Here is a 20629-nt window from a genome sequence, read left to right as displayed (position 1 = left end):
ATTAGGCTCATGCCTACGATCCGAATAAGGTAGGCGGCACCGTGTTAACGCGCTCTTATTGACCATTTTCCCGACGGCGAGCCTCTTTTATTAGCTTATCGATGCACAACCCAGCACATCATGCGCACCTTGCGGACCTTCACCTGGGCAAGCGCTGGCACCGGGCCAGGGCCGCTTATCGCATGGCCAACAAGGCCTCCCACCACGTGCTCGGGTTCACCGTCAAACTGGCGCTGCTGGCCTATTTCCTGTTCTGCTTCGTGCTGCTGTTCCTGCGTTACGCTATCTTGCCCAACATCGAGTATTACAAGGGCGACATCGAAAAGCAGGCCGGCCGCGCGCTGGGCAACAACGTGGCCATTACACGCATCTACGCGTCCTGGCGTGGCCTGCGGCCCAACCTGTTTCTCGGCGACGTCATTTTGCGCGACGGGCAAGGGCGCCAAGTCCTGAACTTGCCCAGCGTGTCGGCCACGCTGTCGTGGTGGAGCGTGCTGGCGCTCAGCCCGCGCTTCGATTCACTGGAAATCATCCGTCCCGACCTTGACGTGCGGCGCCGTCCGGACGGCAAGCTGTCGGTAGCCGGCATCGTGCTCGACGCGGCCGGCGGCGACGGCAAGGGCGCCGACTGGCTGCTCAGCCAGCGCGAGATTGTGATCCGCGAAGGGCGCATACGCTGGACCGACGAGCGGCGCGGCAGCGCCGAACTGGTGCTGGAAAACCTCAATCTGCTGCTGCTCAACCAGTGGAACGAACACCGCATGGCGCTGCGCGCAACGCCCCCTGCCAGCCTGTCGGGTCCGATCGACATCCGCGCCGATTTCACCCATCCGCGCTTTGCCGCGCGGGTGGCCGACGTGGCCCAGTGGAGCGGCGAGCTGTACGCCGATGTGACCAATACCGATCTGGCCGGCTGGAAAGCCTACCTGGACTATCCGTTTCCGGTCAGCCGCGGGCGCGGTTCGGTGCGCGGCTGGATCGCTCTGGAACGGGCCAAGCTGGCCTCGTTTACGGCCGACCTGGGCCTGGTCGACGTCAGCGCGCAGCTGGGGCGCGACTTGCCGCCGCTGGAACTCAAGCGCGTGCAGGGCCGCCTGTCGGCAACCGAAACGTTTGCGTCCGGAAGCAATTACGGGCAGCCAGCGTTCGGTGCCAACGGCCACAGCATCTCGCTGACCAATTTTTCGCTGTTGACCACGGGTGGCCTGGCGCTCGCGCCCACCACCATCGATGAAGCTTACACGCCGGCCGCCGGCGGTCAGAGCGAAAAATTTCGTGTCAGCGCGCGCCAGCTCGAACTGGCCACGCTGGCCAAGCTGGCCGGGCAACTGCCGCTGCGTGCTTCCCAGCGCGCCTTGCTGGCGGACTTCGCGCCGCGCGGCACGCTGTCGGACTTTTCCGCCAACTGGAGCGGCAAGTATCCGGACATCAGCGCGTACGCCATCAAGGGCCGGCTGACGGGCCTGGGCATGCGGGCCCAGGCCGCGCGCTTGGCGCAGCCAAAAACGGCGACGGGCGCGGGCGCGGCAGCGATGCCGGCCCTGCCGGGCGTCGAGAACTTGAGCGGCGTGATCAACGCCAACGAAAAAGGCGGCAGCATTCTGCTCGACGCGCCCAAGCTGGTGCTGCAACTGCCGGCCTGGTTCGCCGAACCAAGCGTGCCCTTCGACCAGTTCAACATGCAGGCGAGCTGGAGTTTTGCGCCCAAGGACCAACTGCTGCTGCAACTCGACAGCCTGAACATCGTGCAGGGCACGCTCAAGGCCTCGCTCAGCGGCCGGCACCAGATGCCGCTGGTGGCGCAGCCGGGAAAACCGGCCGGGCTGATCGACCTGAACGGCGCCGTCAGCGGTTTTGACCTTAAAAAGCTGGCGCGCTACCTGCCGCTGCAAACGCCGCCCAACCTGCACGCCTGGCTCACCGGCGCCATCGAGGACGGCATGGTGCAGGATGCGGTGATCCGCGTGCGCGGCGACCTGGCGCAGTTTCCGTTTCGCGGCGACAAGCCGAGCGGCGAATTCCGGGTCGCCGGCCGCCTGGAAAACGCCCGCCTGAACTATGCACCGCTGCATCCGGGCGCGGACGGCGTGACGCCCATGTGGCCGCGCGCCGAACTGATCAACGGCAGCTTCGCGTTCGACCGTGCCGGGATGCAAATCAAGGCTGCCAGCGCGCGCACGCTGGGACTGGCACTGACCGACGTTACCGCCACCATCGCCGACCTGGGTTCGCCGGAGCGCACGCTCGAGGTCGACGGCGGCGCCAACGGCGCAATGCAAGAGTTTTTACGTTACGTGGAAGCGAGCCCGGTGGCCGGATGGATCGGGCACTTCACCGAGCAGAGCCGCGCCAGCGGTAATGCGCGCCTGGGCTTGAAGCTGCAACTGCCACTGACCCACATGCGCGACGCCAAGGTCCAAGGGGCGTTGCAACTGATGAGCAACGACGTGGTCCTGTTTCCCGAGCTGCCACCGCTGCAGGCGGCCATCGGCAAACTTGATTTCACCGAGCAAGGCTTGACGCTGAACGGCGTGGGTGCCAGCTTCCTGGGCGGCCCGCTGGCGCTGACGGGCAGTTCGCAACGCGGCAGCGGCACCCTGATCCGTATGAGCGGCAGCGTGGCCGCCGACGGCATCCGCAAGAATTACCCGTCGGCGGCGATGGTGCCGGTGGTCGGGCGCATCAATGGCAGCGCGCGCTATAGCGGCTCGATCAGCGTCAAGGATGGCCAGCCGGTAATCACGGTCGACTCGACGCTGGCAGGGCTGGGGCTGGACTTCCCGGCCCCGCTGAACAAGGCGCCGGCCGACGCCATGCCGCTGCATTTTACGCTGGCCGGGGCGGCGCCGGGACCAGCCAGCGCGCCGGGCGCCGCGCCCGAGAGCGCGCCGCAGCGCGAAGAAATCAAGCTGTCGCTGGGTCCCGCCATCGCCGCGCGCTACCTGCGCCAGCGCCCGGCCAGGGGCGCCTGGAAACTGGTGAGCGGCGGCGTGGGCGTGAATGTGCCGGCCCCGGAACCGGAAGACGGCTTGACGGTCAACGTGCACATGAAGACGCTCAATGTCGACCAATGGGTGGCCATTGGCAGCCGCATCGGCAACGCCAAGGCGGAACCGGTCGCGCCCGGGGGACCGCCGGCGGCCAATCTGGCGCAGTACGTGGTGCCGGACGTTACGGCCGCGCGCGCCTCTGAGCTGATCATTGGCGAGCGCAAGCTCGACAACGTGGTGGTGGGCGCCTCGCACCAGGCCCAGAGCTGGCAGGCCAGCATCGATTCGCGCCAGGTGTCGGGCCACGTAACGTGGGATGAAGGTCCGGCCGGCCAGGGTCTGGGCAAGGTCACCGCGCGCCTGGCTTCGCTGATCATTCCCGAGTCGTCGGCGGCGGAAGTGAAGGATTTGCTGGAAGGGCCCAAGACGGCGGCGTCAACCATTCCCGCGCTTGACATCGTGGCCGAGCGTTTCGAGCTCTTCAACAAGCAGCTGGGCCGGCTGGAACTGGTGGCCAGCAATTCGCAGGTGGTCAACGGGCGCGAGTGGCGCATCAACCGGCTGCTGCTGGCCAACCCCGACGGCACCCTGAAAAGCACCGGCAAGTGGTCCACGCGCGACGGCGTGTCGGCAACCAGCCTCAATTTTACGCTCGACATCGACGACGCCGGGCGCCTGCTCGAGCGCTTCGGCTTTCCCGAGACGCTCAAGCGCGGCAAGGGGCGCATGAGCGGCGACATCGCCTGGAATGGCTTGCCCTATTCGCTCGACATTCCTTCGCTGTCGGGCAAGATCGACCTGAATTTGGCGGCCGGCCAGTTCCTTAAAAAAGATCCCGGCGCGGCCAAGTTGCTGGGCGTGCTGAGCCTGCAGATGCTGCCGCGCATACTCAAGCTCGACTTTCACGATGTGTTTTCGGAAGGGCTGGCCTTTGACGGCATCAGCGCCAACGCCACCATTGCGCGCGGCATCATGCGCACCGAAAACCTCAAGATGTATGGCGTGGCCGCCACCGTGCTGATGGATGGCTCGGTTGACATTGCCAATGAATCGACCAATTTGCACGTGGTGGTGATTCCCGAATTTAACCTGGGCACCGGGCCGCTGGTGTACGCGCTGGCGGTCAATCCGGTCATCGGCATTGGCAGTTTCCTTGCGCAACTGTTCCTGCGCGCGCCGATGATGCGCGCGCTGACCTATGAAATGCAAGTCACCGGGCCATGGAAGGCGCCGCTGATCGCCAAACTCGGGCGCGGCGCGCATGGCACGCCGGCGCTCCCCGTTCCCGCCACCAAGGAGGCACTGAATAAATGACATCACTTCACACGACGGTTGCAGCGGTACAAATGATCAGCTCGCCCAATGTGGCCGAGAATATCGCCTGCGCGCGCCGCCTGGTGCGCGAGGCGGCCGCCACCGGGGCCAAGCTGGTGACCTTGCCCGAATACTGGCCCATCATGGGTTGGTCCGACACCGACAAGGTGGCCCATGCCGAGCAGGCCGGCGCCGGCCCGATCCAGGCCTTCATGGCCGAGGCCGCGCGCGAGCACGGCATCTGGCTGATCGGCGGCACCTTGCCGCTGGTGGCAAGCGACGCTTCCAAGGTCATGAACACAACGCTGGTGTTCGATCCGGACGGCAAGCCGGTCAGCCGCTACGACAAGATCCACCTGTTCGGTTTTACCAAGGGCGCCGAGCATTATGACGAAGCGCGCACCATCGTCCCGGGCGAGGCGGTGGTCATGTTCGACGCCCCGTTCGGCCGGGTCGGCCTGGCGGTGTGCTACGACTTGCGCTTTCCCGAACTGTTTCGCGCCATGGGCGAGTGCACGCTGATGGTCGTCACCGCCGCCTTCACCCACACCACGGGCCTGGCGCACTGGGAAGTGCTGCTGCGCGCGCGCGCCATTGAAAACCAGTGCTACGTGCTCGCTTCGGCGCAAGGCGGGCTGCACCCGAACGGACGGCGCACGTTTGGCCACAGCATGCTGATCGATCCGTGGGGCGAAGTCAAGGCGGTGCTGGCCGAAGGCGCGGGCGTTATCGCCGGCGACATCGACGCCCACTTCCTGGCCGACGTCCGTGAAAGCTTGCCTGCGCTCAAGCACCGCAAACTGTAATGCCTGGTGCTCCGTGCGAAAATTCTGGATATGGCACAATGCCTGTTCACACCTGAAAGAAGCTGCCCATGAAACCCTTCGAACCGAATCTCTCCTCCCTGGCGGTAGCGCGCGACGTGCTGCTCACGCCGTTTGGCCTGGATGAAGGCAAGCTGCTCACCACGCTGGGGACCATGTTTACGCACAAGGTCGACTACGCGGACATGTATTTCCAATTTACAAAAAGCGAAGGCTGGAGCCTGGAAGAAGGCATCGTCAAGACCGGCAGCTTTTCGATCGACCAGGGCGTGGGCGTGCGCGCCATTTCCGGCGACAAGACGGCGTTTTCGTATTCCGATGAAATCTCCGAACGCGCCTTGCTCGACGCCACGGCCGCCACGCGCACCATTGCGCGGGTCGGTTCCGGCAAGATCAAGATTGCTTCGCGCATGACCCCGGTGGGTGGCCGTTCGCTGTACCTGCCCAACGACCCGCTCGCTTCGCTCGACGCGACGGCCAAGGTCAAGCTGCTCGAACGCGTCGAGAAAATGGCGCGTAAAAAAGATCCGCGCGTGGTGCAGGTGATGGCGGGCCTGGCCGGCGAGTATGACGTGGTGCTGGTGGTGCGCAGCGACGGCGTGCTGGCGGCCGACATCCGCCCGCTGGTGCGCGTGTCGGTCAGCGTCATCGTCGAGCAAAACGGGCGGCGCGAATCCGGTTCGGCCGGCGGAGGCGGGCGCTACGACTACGCCTACTTCAGCGATGAAGTGCTGGATAAATACGCCAGCGAAGCGGTCAAGGGCGCGCTGGTCAATTTGGAGGCGCGTCCGGCGCCGGCCGGGCCGATGACCATCGTGCTGGGGCCGGGCTGGCCCGGCGTGCTGCTGCACGAAGCGATCGGGCACGGCCTGGAGGGCGACTTCAACCGCAAGGGCTCGTCGGCGTTTTCGGGCCGCATCGGCCAGCGCGTGGCGGCCAAGGGCGTGACCGTGGTCGACGACGGCACGCTGGCCGACCGTCGCGGTTCGCTCAACATGGACGACGAAGGCAATCCGACCCAGTGCACCACGCTGATCGAGGACGGCATTTTGAAGGGATATATCCAGGACACCATGAACGCGCGCCTCATGAAGATGCCGGTCACGGGCAACGCGCGGCGCGAATCGTTTGCCCACTTGCCGATGCCGCGCATGACCAACACCTACATGCTGGGCGGCGACAAGGACCCCGAAGAAATCCTGGCGTCGGTCAAAAACGGGCTGTATGCGGTTAATTTTGCGGGCGGCCAGGTTGACATCACCAACGGCAAGTTCGTGTTTTCAGCCAGCGAAGCGTACATGATTGAAAACGGCAAGGTGACCTATCCGGTCAAGGGGGCGACGCTGATCGGCAATGGTCCGGACGTGCTTAACCGCGTCTCGATGATCGGCAACGACATGCGCCTGGACTCGGGCATCGGTGTATGCGGCAAGGAAGGCCAGAGTGTGCCGGTAGGCGTGGGCCAGCCAACCTTGCGCATTGAAGACGTGACGGTGGGCGGCACCGCATAACAGCGGCGCCGTGCAATGTAAATGAAAGGGCGCCCGCAAGGCGCCTTTTTTCTTACACATATGCTTCATTGGCGATGCATGCATGGCGCAATGCGCTGCGCTTTTGCGCCCTACGATGCAGCCATACAATGTGCTGCTGTCGAAAAAACGGGCGCTTTGCGCCGCGTGTTTTTACGGGACGACAAACTTGGCATAGGGCGCAAAAGCGCAGCGCATTGCGCCATGCCTGCGCCGCGTTGGCCTAAAACTTGTACGTGGCCCTCACGTAAAATGTCCGCCCCAAGGGATCGGTGTACCGCGGATCGTAGCCCTGCTGGAACCGGGTGGTCTGGTTGGTGTAGGGCGGATCCTCATCAAACAGGTTCTTGATGCCGGCCGTGACGTCGATGTCCTTGTTCCCCGAATACGTGCCCGACAGCGTCCAGGTGGAGTACGCATCGACCCGCTGTTCGAATTCGGGATCGACCCCGTTCTGGTCATCGTAGCCAGACAGGTAGCGGTTGGTGAGCGTCATTGTCCACGGCGCCTGGTTCCACGCAATGCTGGCATTGTGGCGCCAGCGGAACACGGGATTCTCGTCCGCATAGCGCCCCGCATTCTGGGTAAACGGCCCGCCGCGCTCGTTTTGGTAATTATACTTGTCCACATAGGTGCCATCCACGGTGAGCGTGAGGTTGCCCCACGGCGCGCGCGGCAGCCGGTACAGCAGGCTGAGGTCGAGGCCGCGGGTGCGGATTTCACCCAGGTTCATGGTGTTGGCCAGTACGTAGTCGAGCCGGGTGCGGGTGGCGTTATACACGTACAGACTCTGGTATTTCTGGTAGTCGCCAAAAATGGTCTGTTCGGCCAGTTCGTTGATCTGGTCTTTGAGCAAGATATCCCAATAGTCGGCCGACAAGGTCAGTGCGCGGGTGGGCTCGAGCACGATGCCGGCGCTATAGGTGCGTGACGTTTCGGGCTCGACGTTCAAGCTGCCCCCGGAGCGAATATTCTGCTGCTGGTTGCACACCAGATTGGGGTTGGCGCCGGCCACCGCCGTACCGTTAGGGCACAGCACCGGATCGTCCCATGGTTCAGCCGTATTGGTGGTGGTCTGGGGGCCGTAAATGTCGTACAGCGTGGGCGCCCGAAAACCCTGGTTGTAGGAGCCTCGCATCAGCACCCGCGGGCTGAGTTGCCAGCGCAGCGCCACCTTCGGATTGAAGTTGCCGCCCACATCGGAGTAATGGTCATAGCGCCCCGCCAGATTGATTTCCAGGTCTTTGATCAGCGGCACATTCACTTCCGCAAACAAGGCCTGGATGGTGCGGCTGCCGCGCTGGTCCTGGGCATCGGCATAGCCCGAGCTGGAGGCCTGACCGGCCAGCGTCCGGTTGACCAGGTACACGGCCTTGTCGTGCCGCACTTCGCCGCCGATGGCAAAGCCGAGTGGTCCGCCGGCCATAGTCATCAGGTCGCGGCTGGCCTTGAAGTCGAGCGCAGAACTGTTGACTTTGGCATTCAGAAACCTGCCCAACAGCAGCGAGTTTTGCAGGAAGGCCGTGCCGGCGGCGGTCTGCTCGCCGAACGGGTTGAGGATGCCGGCGCCTACGCCTTCGATCATGCGCTCGTCGATCACGTAGCCGCCGGTAAAGGCACTGCGCGCGCGGCCGACCGAGTGGGTCAGGCCGGTGTTGTAGTCCTAGCCGTAAAAGCTGCCTTCCAGGCTTGCCAGGATGCGCTCGGACAGGCTGACGTCGAGCTGCTCGCGCTGGCCGGTGACGAGCGGGCGCCAGCTGATGTCGAGCGGCTCGCCGGTCAGGCCGGCCACCGCCGGTGTAATGCCCCGGCCCGGATAAAACGGGCTGGTGACAAACATCATCATGCCGATCCCGGCCAGTGGCGGCGGCGCGACCTTCGACGCATTGGTGCTGCGCGTGTGCATGTACTCAAGGTTGGCCGTGTGATCGGGACCGAATTTTTTGGTGAAGCGGCCGAGAAAGGATTCCTGCTGGGTCAACGGGATATTGTCGATATAGCGGGTGTAGTCGAAGCGGCAGGTGTTGTTGCCGGGGTCGGTGCTGGACACGGAGCCGGGCGGCAGGCAGCCACCGGCAAAGCTGGGGTTGCCGGAGATGCCGAGGTCGGAATAAAAATTGGCGGGGAAGGGCGTGCCGCTGGTCTGGACCACGCCGTGCTGGGGCTGCACGCCGGTGCTTGAGAACGCCCGGTCGGTCGCTACCAGTGCCGACTGGCGGTGGTAGTCCGCCACGGCCAGCAGGTTCCACCCATCGGTGTTCAGGTCGCCCCAGCCGCCGGTGATGTTGATGCGCTGCTCGTCGCCGCCGCCTTTGCCTTCGGGCACGAAGGCTTCGACCGTCACGCCGCGGCCCGTGTAGGAGCGCTTGGTAATGAAGTTGATCACCCCGCCGATGGCGTCGGTGCCGTAGATGGCCGAGGCGCCGTCGCGCAGTACTTCGACCCGGTCGAGCGCGGCGACGGGGATGATGTTCAAGTCTACCGAGTCGGCAAAGAAGGGATGGTTGGCGAGGCGCCGGCCATTGAGCAGCACCAGCGTCTTGTCGCCGCCCAGGCCGCGCAGGTCGGCCGTGGCACGGCCACCCGTGCCTTCGCCGACCGATTGGCTGGCGCCCTCGCCGGACTGGTTCATGGGGATGGTGGCCAGTACTTCCTGGGCGGTTGACAGGCCCTGCTTGGCGAAGTCTTCAGCGCGGATCGAGGTGATTGGCAGTGATGTTTGCGCGGCCAGGCGCTTGATCGAGGAACCGGTGATTTCGACCCGCTGCATGGGCGCGGCGGCGTCCTGCCGGGCCAGTGCGGGCGCGGCCGCCAGCACGGCGCCGAGCGCGGCGCCGCCGGCAAACAGCATGCGCAACGCGACGGACAAAGTCTTTTCATTCATGGTGGAATACTCCAGGTGAGTAGGAGAAACTAAGAGCGCGCACCCGTAACGGGCGGGCTTGACTCTTCCAGTTTTGCATTCGCTTTTATGGCTCGGCTGATCTGGCTCAATCGTTGCGGTAATGAGCGAGCGTTTGTGGAAAGGCCGCAACCGCGCCCGGCACGCCAAGTGCAGCGGGGAAAATTGCTGCACTTGCCAGCGGGCAGGGATTGTGTGCTATAGTCGTTCAAACACTTTGGAGTGCAGCATGCACAGCGTTGTCTTCTTTACCTGCCACTTTTACTTTAGCGATTCCAGCCCCGAGGCGGTGGAGTAGCGGCAGGTTCACGTAGCAACAACGAGATCCAGCAGAATTCCTAAAAAACCGCCAGCGATGGCGGTTTTTTTTTGACCAGATTTCATTCATTTAACGAACGGAGAACACCATGCCACGCACCGACGACTTACGCATCCGCGAAATGAAGGAACTGACGCCACCCTCGCACTTGATACGCGAGTTTGCCTGCGGTGAAGCGGCCGAGCAGACCGCCGCTTCCGGGCGCGTGGCGCTGCATCGCATCCTGCACGGTCAGGACGACCGTCTGATGGTGGTGATCGGACCGTGCTCGATCCACGACACCAAGGCGGCGATGGAATACGCGCACCGGCTGGCCGAGCAGCGCGTGCGCTTTGCCGGCGACCTGGAGATCGTGATGCGCGTGTACTTCGAAAAGCCGCGCACGACGGTGGGCTGGAAGGGCTTGATCAACGACCCGTACATGGACAACAGTTTTCGCATCAACGACGGCTTGCGCATGGCGCGCGAACTGCTGCGCGACATTAACGAGCTCGGCCTGCCGGCCGGCACCGAATTTCTCGACGTGATCAGCCCGCAGTACATCGCCGACCTGATCAGCTGGGGCGCGATCGGCGCGCGCACCACCGAGTCGCAGGTGCACCGCGAGCTGGCCTCGGGCTTGTCGTGTCCGGTTGGCTTCAAGAACGGCACTGACGGCAACATCAAGATTGCGGTGGAAGCGATCAAGGCCGCCTCGCAGCCGCACCATTTCCTGTCGGTGACCAAGGGCGGTCACTCGGCGATCGTGTCGACCAACGGCAATGAAGACTGCCACATTATTCTGCGCGGCGGCAAGACGCCGAATTACGACGCGGCCAGCGTGGAGCAGGCTTGCCAGCAGATCGCCGCGCAGGGACTGGCCGCGCGCCTGATGGTGGACGCATCGCATGCGAACAGCTCGAAAAAGCCGGAGAACCAGATTCCCGTGTGCGCCGATATTGCCGCGCAGGTGGCTGGCGGCGATACGCGCATTGTCGGCGTGATGGTCGAGTCGCACCTGGTGGCGGGACGCCAGGACCTGGTGCCGGGCAAGGAGTTGGTGTATGGGCAGTCGGTGACCGATGGGTGCATCGATTGGGAGCAAAGCTTGCAGGTGCTTGAAGGGCTGGCGGCGTCCGTGCGCCAGCGCCGGTTGCGCCAGGAAAGTTAGGTACCTACCACATTGTCCTCGCGTACGCGGGGACCCATGGAACGGTCGCTCAGTTGAACCGTTCTATGGGTCCCCGCGTGTGAGGACGATGGGGCAAGCAGCTGCCTCGCTAAAACGTGAAACTGCCGCGCAGGTACAGCGCGCGCCCGGTCGGGTCGGTGTACCGCGGATCATACCCCTTCTGGAACAGCGTCCCCTGGTTCGAAAACGGCGGATCCTTGTCGAGCAGATTCTTCACGCCGGCAATCAAGGTCAGCCCCGCAATGCCCGTGTAGCTCCCCGACAAATTCCACAAACTGTACGACGACACCCGGTTCACCGTATCCTGGTCGGCATATCCGGTGCGGTAGGTCTGCGACAGCGTCGCGCCCCACACGCCGCGGTTCCATGCCACCGTTGCCGTATGCTGCCACCTGAACACCGGCACCGCATCGGCATAGCGCCCCACGTTATGGATGAATTCGCCACCGCGCTCGTTCTGGTAGTCGTAGCGGTGCACCCAGGTACCGTCCACCGACGCCGTCAGGCCGCCCCAGTCGCCCTTGGGCATGCGCCACGCCGCACTGACGTCGACGCCGTCGGTCTTGACTTCGCCCAGGTTGTTCAAGAAGTCTTCGATGGCGTTCGGCGAGCCGTCGGGATTGCGCAGGAACAGCGCGCGGTAACGCGCGAAATTGCCGAAGATGGTTTGCTCGGGCAGCGCCGCAATCTTGTCGCGCAGCGCGATGTTCCAGTAGTCGGCCGCGAGCGTGAGCGCCGGGGTCGGCTCGATCACGGCGCCAAACGAATACGAACGCGACTTTTCCGGCTTCAGGTTGGGATTTCCCCCCTGAAGCTTGAACTGCTGCAGGTTGCAGTCGCGCAGCGGATTGGCGCCGGGCTGCGCCACGCCGCCCGGGCACAGGATTGGATCATCATACGAATCGTTGGTGTCGTTCCTGGACGGCGGCCCGTTCTTTTCAAACAGCGTGGGCGCCCTGAAGCCCGTGGTGGCCGACGCGCGCAGCAGCAAGGCGGGGGAAGGCTGGTAGCGCACGCCCACCTTGGGATTGGTGGTGTTGCCCACATCGCTGTAGCGGTCGAAGCGCGCCGCGAAGGACACTTCCAGCGCCTTGGAAAACGGCGCCACGACCTCGGCAAACAAGGCTTGCACATTGCGCGAGCCGCTTTTGGAAAGCGAACCGGACAGGCCGGAGCTGCTGGCCTGCGAGGCGATCGCGCGGTTGACGTCGAAGTCGGCTGTTTCGTGGCGCAGCTCGGCGCCCATGGCGAAGGCGAGCTGGCCGCCGGCAAGCGCCATCAGGTCGCGGCTGGCGGTCAGGTCGAGCGCGCTGCTTTTTACTTGCGCGCTTTGCACCTGGCCGCGCAGCGCCGTGCTGGCCAGGTAGGCGCGCCCGGCATCGTTTTGCAGCGCGAAGGGGTTGAGGACGCCGTTGGCCACGCCGGCCGCGAACGAGGCATCTTGCACATAGCCGCCGACAAAGTCTTCGCTCGACTTGCTGATCGCATGGGTCAAGCCCGCCTTGTAGTCCCACTTTGCAACCTGGCCTTCCATGGCCGCCACGATACGGCTCGTGCGCCCGGCCGAGTCGATGGTGCGCTGGCCCGCTTCCAGCGGACGCCAGTTGACCGACAGCGGCCCGCCGCTGGCGCCGGCCGGATAGTAGGGACTGGTCGCCGGCAAGATCAAGCCGGTTTGCGGCGGCGGCGCGGTGCGCGAGGTGACGTCGTTGCGCGAATGGAGCAGTTCAAGCGTGGCCACGTGGCCGTCGCCCACTTTCATGGCGCCTTTGACGAAGACGGCGATCTGTTCCTGGTCGGGCGTGTTGTCAACCTGGCGCGTGTAATCCTGGCGGCAAGTGGTGCCGCCCGGCGCCGGCACCGAGAATGGCGGGTTGCAGCCGCTGGCAAATGAGGGATTGCCGGCGCGGTCGGCACGCGCATCGTAGTAGTTGCCCGGGAAGGTGGTGCCGCTGGTGACGTCCAGCCCCCGCTCGCGCACGATGCCGGTCTGCGAAAACGAGCGCTGCTGCGAGCCGATCGATTGCTGGCGGTGCCAGTCGACGACGCCCAGTACATTAAAGCCATTGGTGTCCAGGTTGCCCAGGCCCGAGGACAGATTGACGCGTTCCTCGTCGCCACCCGCCTGGCGTGGCCGGATCACTTCGGCGCTGATGGTGGTGGTGGTGACCGAGCGCTTGGTGATGAAATTGATCACGCCGCCGATGGCGTCGGTGCCGTAGATGGCCGAGGCGCCGTCGCGCAGCACTTCGACCCGGTCCAGTGCGCTGATCGGAATCATGTTCAGGTCGACGCTGGCGCTGTCGTACGGATGGTTGGCCAGGCGCCTGCCGTTGAGCAAGACCAGCGTTTTGTCGCCGCCCAGGCCGCGCAAGTCGGCGCTGGACTGGCCACCGGTGGGCAGGCCGCTGTAATTGCCGCCCACGGCGTTGCCGCTGCCCATGCCGGACTGGCTGGAGGGAATTCGGGTCAGCGCTTCCTGCACGGTGGTGACACCCTGGCGCGTAAATTCTTCGGCCTTGATGATGGAAATCGGATTGGCCGTTTCAGCCTGAAGGCGCTTGATGGAGGAACCGGTGATTTCCACCCGCTGCATCGGGGCGCTGTCCTGGGCCAAGGCGGGCAAGGACAGCACGGCGCCGGCGGCGAACATGGTTTTCAGTGACAGCGACAAGACGGTTGGCTTCATGATGTACTCGGCTCCCATGGAAGAAAGCGCAATGGAAGCATCGGGGCGCAACTGGTGTCAATCGTACAAGCTTGATTGTTATGCTAAATGCGACAAAAGGGTGGGAGTTGTGTGCTGAGTTGTTGGGAAACGGCGAAAGGGTATCGTCGTAGCGCGAAAGGCGCAGGCCTGGGTGGCTCCCTTCTGCGCCATACCTGACATGCTTGAGTTAACGAGTCGCTGGCACGGTGAAATGCGCGCTTTGCGCTTTTCCGTATATGGATTCCTCCGGGATTGCAAGGTCTTTTTGAGTTGTGGAATTAGGTGCAAGTGCTCTCGAATAGCCGGCCTGATTATGAGCACCGGTTCTGCGGCTAGATCGCTCAGCAGCGTAAGAAACTGTGGTTTGAGGCCTGCGGTTTGGCAATGCGGCGCACCCTACAGCTAACCTGATGCTCAGAGAAGCCGTGTTCCATGGCATACGCCCGCTGCGATAAGCCACTGGCCTGCAACTGCGCGACGCGCCCTTGCCACAACTGCTCACGTTCCTTGTTTGCCTTGTTCTCCATTTCTTTCATCCCGAAAATGCAAGGAGAACAGTGTGGCGCTGCCGATCAGGAAATCATAGGTGGGTGCGCCGCACGCTTACGTTAACAATTACCGGCGTCACGAACACAAGGAGACTACATGACACACAAGAATTCGACAGAGCAGTGGCATTGGTAATTGCAACTCGCAAGGTCATGCTGCAATTGTCGCAATTTCACAAGAATCAACGCCGATTTTGCTGGTCACGCCCCAGCAATTCGCCGAATTCGACAAAGTGAAAAATTGCATTTTTTGAAACTTTGCTATCATTCAAGTCCATCCTACTGCGACTCGAAGGAGATGCTATGTCAATTATCGGATTCATCGTTGTCGGTGACCGGACATCGCACGGCGGTACTGTCGTCTCAGGCGATTCCACATACACGATTGACGACCATCCCATCGCCCGCGTGGGTGACAAAGTGTTTTGTCCTCGATGCAAGATGAGTACTGTCATCGTCACGAGTCGCTTCCCCTCGGCAAGCGCGTTTGGGCAAGCGCTTGCCTACGATCAGGATTCAACCTCTTGCGGTGCGCTTCTGTACTCCCGCCACAATGGTCACGCGGGCTGGTCTGTTGAAGGAGACGATCCAGCACCGAAGTCCACGCCAGTAGAAGCAGGTGAAGCACCGGCGAGCAAGGCACTGCGCTTTCAGGAGCATTTTATTCTTCACGATGGTGCGGGAACCCTGATGTCAAATGTGCCTTACGTGGTGACTACGGGCGAAGGCAAAACCTTTGAGGGAGATACGGATGCGGAAGGACGTACGGCTGTCGTGTGGACGGATTCACCCGATGCACTCGATGTCCAGGTGGGAGACAAGCCCCCAAATAGTGACGACCCCTACCATTATGACGAACCAACAAACGAGGGTCTTTGACGATGGCGACTGCACCTAAGCCACCTGGCCGCAAAATCGGGCGTTCGACCACCAGCCCGAGTTCAAAAGGCAAGCATCTTCGGCTCGAAGATCCGTTGGACAAGGGGTACTTGTGCGGCAAGATGTGCGCCTGCAATCTTGGAACCGCGATTGTTAGCAAAACAGGGGCAATCTTGAGGCAGCGATGCGCGAGTGCCCGTGTCTGGTTCGATGAAGAAATCAACCACTTGGTATGGCGGTACAAAGCGGAGGTCGGCTTCAGCATGAAGGCTAATCCTCCTGCTCCGTTGATGAGCCGCAAGCAACCTAATAGGCCAAGTCGCTTTCCACTCGGAGAAGCAATAGGCCAAGGGATACTGAAGAAGGGCTTGGAGGGCAAGATTCAAAAGGGACTACTGCGCATTCCAGACTGTCTTGTCCTTAAGATAACCGGGCCAGAACTAGCGGCAATGCGCGCCAGTGGTGCCATCGACTGGAAGAAGCTTATCCCGATCAAACACAACATTGAAACTGTAGTCGAAATGAAGTTTGAGGGTGATAACCTGACTGTGCAACAAGCGAACGCCTACAGGAGAATCGCGGGGCCAAAAAAATTCCGATTGTTGGAAATGAGCGACTGCGACTGTGGTGGTAAAAAGCGCGAGCAGCCCGCAACTGAGCCTGTTAGAGTGCCGGTCACGACGCCACTATTGTTCTTACCCACTGGGCCTAAGGGGCCACTCGATGGAAAACCAATCGCTTTCCCTGTACCGCAGCCAGTGCGACCAACGTACGGGCCAGTTGTGCCAGCTTCGGAAAGCGTTCCCATGAGTAACGCTCTGAAAACTGCTGTGGTCGTTGGGGGAATTATCATCATCGGTGTAATCGTGATTGCAGCCGCGCCTGAAATTGCGATAGGAGCTGCCGTCGTGGAGGTAGGAGGGGCTTTGTTGGCAGGTGGTCGTCTCGCCTATGGCTTGATTGCTCTGGCAGTTGCATCTTCCAGCGCGTCCCTCGCTGCCGCACCATCCAAGAAAGGAAAATAGAGTGAACCCAGAATTTGAGAAAATTGAAGCCCTGTTGCCTGATTTCCAGTATGTCGATTCCGATCATGATCGTATCGTTCTGACGGTAGGTTTCACCGCATCCTTCTACTTCTGGAATGGTCACGAGGCCGCCACAAGAGAAGGCCTCGTCCGTTGTTTCGAAGCATTCGAGAAGGCATTCGGCGAGCATTTAGCCTGGAGGCTAGACGGAGACGAAGCCCGATGGGTTAAGTATTCCGGCGATAAGAAGAAGTCGATCCGCCAGTATGTTACGTTGCAGGATGAAGATGATTGCATCGAGTGGCATCTAACGTCGAGCGAAGACCCAGACGGCCTGGGAGAATACTTCGCGTTTTGTCTCACCGAGAGAGGGTGGATGGAAGGGGAATGCTCCAGTTTTCGATTCCAGCTTCCTCGCTCGTTGGTCTTTGACGCGGAAGGCAAGAAAGCTGTACTGGACCTTGTTTCGTTCTGCGTTGAACAACTGGAACCGTATCACGCAAATGCTGGTCTGACCTCGATCAGTGTTCATGAGGAAATGATCTGGGAGGCAGAAAAGCTAGATGAGGCCACCCGTTACATGACGCTTTACACCGACGACAAGGGTCTGGACATTATGCAAGCCCCGCGAGGGATCAAAGGCGTGAACTGGCTTACCTTCGTCAGTAACACACTTACGGAGTGCCTTGGTGGACCTGTGCCTTTCGCTGACTATTGCCGCCGATTCGGTGTGGAGCCGATTGCGCTCGGAAATGGATTCATGATTCAGGCGGGTGAGTTACCACAAATTGGGCCGGTAGGCTTCCCGGTTCCCGAAGCCTATGTGCGAGCCAATGGCGCGCTCCGTCCTCTGCGGAACGGCAACTTTGGATCAATGGGGTCCGGGTCCATTAGTGGGGAAGTTCGCTTCGACTGCTGCACTTCCGATCTTTGGATTCGCCGCTTGGATGCACTCGGTATTTGGCCTCCCAAGACCTTGATAGGCTTACCCGACGTACCGTTAGGTGCTGCTCCGCGCAAGAAGATTAAGCTGAAACCCGGCGATGTCTGTACTGTCCATGGCCGCTACCGGAAAGCTGGATTTGTAACGCCGCCCGACTACGGTGATGACGAGAATTTAGCGCCAATGGTCGTCCTGCTGCCGGGCGACGTAGCCCCATTCATTCTGAAGCTAGGCGATCACGGCGAGTTCCTTGGCCGCTCGAACAGCAAATGGGAATTGATAGCAGAGCTATAACGACCGCTATCCCGTTAATCATACCTTGAACTTTGGAGGCGGTTTTTCCTGCGTAGCCCGCTTCTTCGTGATCTGTTTGGCGGTATTCCCGGGCAGGGCGCCAACGACTTGAAGTACGTATGCATCTGAGCCCGATTCAGCTTCTTGCTTGCAAAGACTTTCTCGTGACGATCAACGCTGTGAATCTGAAGAACAGACTTTGCAAGATCAACACCAACTCGTGTAGCATTCATTTGGACTCCTCCTCTGTGATTGAAATGTCTTCGTCGGCGCTTCAGTCTGGCACATTTGCTGCCATAGGTGGAGGAGTCCATTCCATTGTCCTACGGTGTATTTCGCCGAAATTTGTAGAAAACAACGGAGCATGGCCCGGCCCCACTAAAATGCGTTATCGTAAGGCCACTTTTCCATGGGACGCGCAGCATGACCGGACACTGGCGCCAGAAACTGGCAGCATTCGCACTTGCTCTTACTGCCTGCACGGGCGCGCTCGCCGCCGAACCGGTCAAGACACTGCGCTACATTTTTCCGGCCGCTGAAACCGGGTTCGACCCGGCCGTCGCGCGCGACCTGTACACGGGGCACGTCACGCAAGCCATCTTTGAAACCCTGTTTACCTACGATTACCTGGCGCGCCCGGTGCTGCTGGTGCCGCACACGGCCGCCGCGTTGCCCGAGGTATCGGCCGACGGCATGACCTACACCATCCGCCTGAAGAAAGGGCAGCTGTTCGCGCCCGATGCGGCCTTCAAGGGCCGCGCCCGCGAGCTGACCATGGCCGACTATGTGTACTCGTGGAAGCGGCTGTTCGATCCGCGCCTGGGCTCACCGCACGCGGGACTGCTGGCGGGAAAAATCGTCGGCCTCGACGCGCTGGCGGCCAAGGCAAAGCTGGCCGGCCGCTTAGACTACGACGCGCCGGTGGCCGGCTTCGAGCTGATCGACCCGTATACGCTGCGCATCCACCTGACCCAGACCGATTTCAACCTGGGCATGATCCTGGCGCATGAGCCAACTGTGGCGGTGGCGCGCGAAGTGATTGAAAAATACGGCGACACCCGGGGCGCTGCGCACGCCAATCCTGTAGGCACCGGTTTTTACAAGCTGGCCGAGTGGGTACGCGGCAGCCGCATCGTACTTGAAAGAAATACGGTGCACCACGCGGAAACTTGGAACTTCAAAGGCAACGGCACGCCGGAAGATGCGCGCATCATTGCGCAGATGCAGGGTAAAAGCATGCCGCAGGTGGCACGCATTGAAATCAGCGTGATGCTCGAAGACCAGTCGCGCTGGCTGTCGTTCCAGAGCGGTGCGGTGGACTTGTTTTGGCTGGACGGCCCGCTCGCGCCCAAGGCCATCGTGGATGGCAAGTTGCGGCCCGAACTGGCGGCCAAGGGCGTGCAATTGTCGCGCCAAGTGGACCCGGAAATCACGTATTACTACTGGAACTTGCAGGACCCGGTGGTGGGCGGCTTTTCCAAGGAAAAGATTGCCCTGCGCCGCGCCATTGCAATTGCGCACGACGTGGACGAGGAAATCAGCAAGGTGTGGAACGGCCAGGCGCAGCGGCTCGACTATCCGATTCCGCCCGGCGTGGTCGGCTACGATCCGGCTTACAAAAGCATGTTGCAGTACGACCGCCTGCTTGCCAACAAGTTGCTTGACCGCTACGGCTACAAAAAGGGCAAGGATGGCTGGCGCACGCTGCCCGACGGCAAGCCGCTGGTGATTCGCTACACCTCGCGCAACGAAGCGTCCGGCGTGCTGCTGGCCGAGGTGTGGCGCAAGACTTACAATGCGATCGGCATTCAGATGAGCAACGAGCGCATGATCCTGCAAGACCTGCTGGCCGGCGAACGGGCCTGCAAAATCCAGAGCCGCAATTTTCAGTGGGCGGCCGACTATCCCGACGGCGAAAATTTCATGCAACTCCACTACGGGCCGAATGTCCACCTGAACAATGCGTCGTGCCTGGCCGATCCGCAGATTGACCAGTGGTACGCGGCCAGCCAGAAAATGCCGGCCAGTCCCGAGCGCGACGCGCTGTTTCACAAAATGGCGCGCAGGATCGAAGTGCTGGGCGCGGCGCGCATCGGCTACGCGCGCATTCGCAACATGCTGGCGCAGCCCACGGTGCTGGGCTACAAAAAACATCCCATCCTGCACCAGGAATGGCAATACATCGACATAGACGCCGGCAAGTTGCCGGCGCGCTAGCGCAACCTGCGGAAAGCGACAACCATGCTGAGCTTTATTTTGCGCCGCCTGTGGCAGATGCTGCCCACCATGGCCGGCGTCGTGCTGCTGGTGTTCCTGCTGTTTAACTGGGTGGGCGGCGATCCGGCCTATATTCTGGCCGGCAAGATGTCGAACGCCGAGGAAATTGCCAACATCCGGCGCCAGCTCGGCACCGACCAGCCGTATTACGTTCAGCTGGGAATTTTCGCCAAGCAGATCGTCACTTTCGATTTCGGCAATGCGTGGAGCACAGGCGAACCGGTCTCGCGCATCATCGGCAGCCGGCTCGGGCCATCGCTCACGGTGCTGGTGCCGCTGACCATCCTCGAAACCTTTTTTGGCATCGCGCTGGCGCTGGCGATCGCGTTTGTTCGCGGATCGCTGACTGACCGCGCCGTCATGATCGCGTGCACGGCCGGCATGTCGATCAGCATCCTGGTCTACATCATCGTGTTCCAGTACGGCCTTGCATACAAGCTTGGACTGTTTCCGGTGCAGGGCTGGGGCAGCAATCTGGGCGAGAATTTGCTGCGCTACGCCACGCTGCCCATTTTGATCGGGCTGGTGGTGTCGATTGCGCCCACGCTGCGCCTGTACCGCACCTTCGTGCTCGACGAAGTGAACCAGGACTATGTGCGCACCGCGCGCGCCAAGGGACTCTCGGAGCGCCGCATCATGTGGGTGCACGTGCTGCGCAACGCATCGATCCCGATCATCACGCACGTGATGGCCAACCTGCCGGCGCTGTTGATCGGCGCCTTCATGCTGGAGCGCTTCTTTGGCATTCCCGGCATCGGGCGCGAGGTGATCCTGGCGGTGGAACGCAGCGATTTTCCGGTGATTAAAGCGATCACCGTGTACGTCGCTGCGGCCACCATGGTCTTCAACCTGCTAGCCGACCTGCTGTACCAGGCAGTCGATCCGCGCGTGGAGCTGGTCTAGC

At 61.9% G+C, this 20629-nt stretch carries 13 protein-coding genes; 9 read left to right on the top strand and 4 right to left on the bottom strand.

Features of this window, described 5'->3' with window-relative positions; genetic code table 11:
• Positions 1-101 precede the first annotated feature (101 nt).
• The 3 genes from ACP7D4_RS04910 to tldD all read left to right on the top strand — a co-directional run bounded on the left by ACP7D4_RS04910 (position 102) and on the right by tldD (position 6639).
• The gene (locus tag ACP7D4_RS04910) at positions 102-4304 is read left to right on the top strand and encodes a YhdP family protein (RefSeq protein ID WP_426207972.1); all 4203 of its coding nucleotides are present in this window, start codon (positions 102-104) and stop codon (positions 4302-4304) included.
• Positions 4301-5110, top strand: coding sequence for a carbon-nitrogen hydrolase family protein (locus ACP7D4_RS04905; RefSeq protein WP_426105570.1), 810 nt, complete (start codon positions 4301-4303; stop codon positions 5108-5110). Before ACP7D4_RS04910 ends, ACP7D4_RS04905 begins: the two co-directional genes overlap by 4 nt.
• Before the next feature lie 68 nt (positions 5111-5178).
• Positions 5179-6639, top strand: coding sequence for a metalloprotease TldD (gene tldD / locus ACP7D4_RS04900; RefSeq protein ID WP_426105569.1), 1461 nt, complete (start codon positions 5179-5181; stop codon positions 6637-6639).
• A gap of 241 nt (positions 6640-6880) precedes the next feature.
• Here tldD and ACP7D4_RS04895 read toward each other — a convergent pair whose 3' ends face one another.
• Together ACP7D4_RS04895 and ACP7D4_RS04890 are read right to left on the bottom strand one after the other, a co-directional pair.
• On the bottom strand, positions 6881-8257 hold the full coding sequence (locus ACP7D4_RS04895; RefSeq protein ID WP_426207971.1) for a TonB-dependent receptor domain-containing protein: 1377 nt from the start codon (positions 8255-8257) through the stop codon (positions 6881-6883).
• Between the two features lie 63 nt (positions 8258-8320).
• Positions 8321-9541, bottom strand: coding sequence for a TonB-dependent receptor plug domain-containing protein (locus ACP7D4_RS04890; RefSeq protein WP_426207970.1), 1221 nt, complete (start codon positions 9539-9541; stop codon positions 8321-8323).
• A gap of 425 nt (positions 9542-9966) precedes the next feature.
• On the opposite strand from ACP7D4_RS04890, the gene aroG reads away from it, so the two are divergent.
• The gene (gene aroG / locus ACP7D4_RS04885) at positions 9967-11028 is read left to right on the top strand and encodes a 3-deoxy-7-phosphoheptulonate synthase AroG (protein ID WP_426207969.1); all 1062 of its coding nucleotides are present in this window, start codon (positions 9967-9969) and stop codon (positions 11026-11028) included.
• Between the two features lie 109 nt (positions 11029-11137).
• Here the strand turns inward: aroG and ACP7D4_RS04880 are convergent, their stop codons facing one another.
• Together ACP7D4_RS04880 and tnpA are read right to left on the bottom strand one after the other, a co-directional pair.
• Complete coding sequence (locus ACP7D4_RS04880; RefSeq protein WP_426207968.1) at positions 11138-13738, bottom strand: TonB-dependent receptor; 2601 nt, start codon at positions 13736-13738, stop codon at positions 11138-11140.
• A 362-nt stretch (positions 13739-14100) separates the two neighbouring features.
• The gene (gene tnpA / locus ACP7D4_RS04875) at positions 14101-14286 is read right to left on the bottom strand and encodes an IS66 family insertion sequence element accessory protein TnpA (RefSeq protein ID WP_426208162.1); all 186 of its coding nucleotides are present in this window, start codon (positions 14284-14286) and stop codon (positions 14101-14103) included.
• Positions 14287-14610: 324 nt separating this feature from the next.
• Between tnpA and ACP7D4_RS04870 the strand changes: the two genes are divergently transcribed.
• The 5 genes from ACP7D4_RS04870 (at position 14611) to ACP7D4_RS04850 (ending at position 20628) form a co-directional block, all read left to right on the top strand.
• Positions 14611-15186 carry a PAAR domain-containing protein gene (locus ACP7D4_RS04870; RefSeq protein WP_426207967.1) on the top strand — a complete coding sequence of 192 codons (576 nt, stop codon included), beginning with the start codon at positions 14611-14613 and terminating at the stop codon, positions 15184-15186.
• A gap of 2 nt (positions 15187-15188) precedes the next feature.
• Positions 15189-16211, top strand: a complete 1023-nt coding sequence (locus ACP7D4_RS04865; protein WP_426207966.1) for a hypothetical protein — start codon at positions 15189-15191, stop codon at positions 16209-16211.
• 1 nt (position 16212) lies between these two features.
• On the top strand, positions 16213-17448 hold the full coding sequence (locus ACP7D4_RS04860; RefSeq protein WP_426207965.1) for a type VI immunity family protein: 1236 nt from the start codon (positions 16213-16215) through the stop codon (positions 17446-17448).
• 423 nt (positions 17449-17871) lie between these two features.
• Positions 17872-19665 (top strand): ABC transporter substrate-binding protein, encoded by a 1794-nt coding sequence (locus tag ACP7D4_RS04855; protein WP_426207964.1) that lies wholly within the window; start codon positions 17872-17874, stop codon positions 19663-19665.
• A 24-nt stretch (positions 19666-19689) separates the two neighbouring features.
• Positions 19690-20628 carry an ABC transporter permease gene (locus ACP7D4_RS04850; RefSeq protein ID WP_426105563.1) on the top strand — a complete coding sequence of 313 codons (939 nt, stop codon included), beginning with the start codon at positions 19690-19692 and terminating at the stop codon, positions 20626-20628.
• Position 20629 lies beyond the last annotated feature (1 nt).

Source organism: Massilia sp. TWP1-3-3, from assembly GCF_049897805.1.
GTDB lineage: Bacteria > Pseudomonadota > Gammaproteobacteria > Burkholderiales > Burkholderiaceae_D > Telluria_A.
This window is presented reverse-complemented; position numbering and strand designations above follow the sequence as displayed.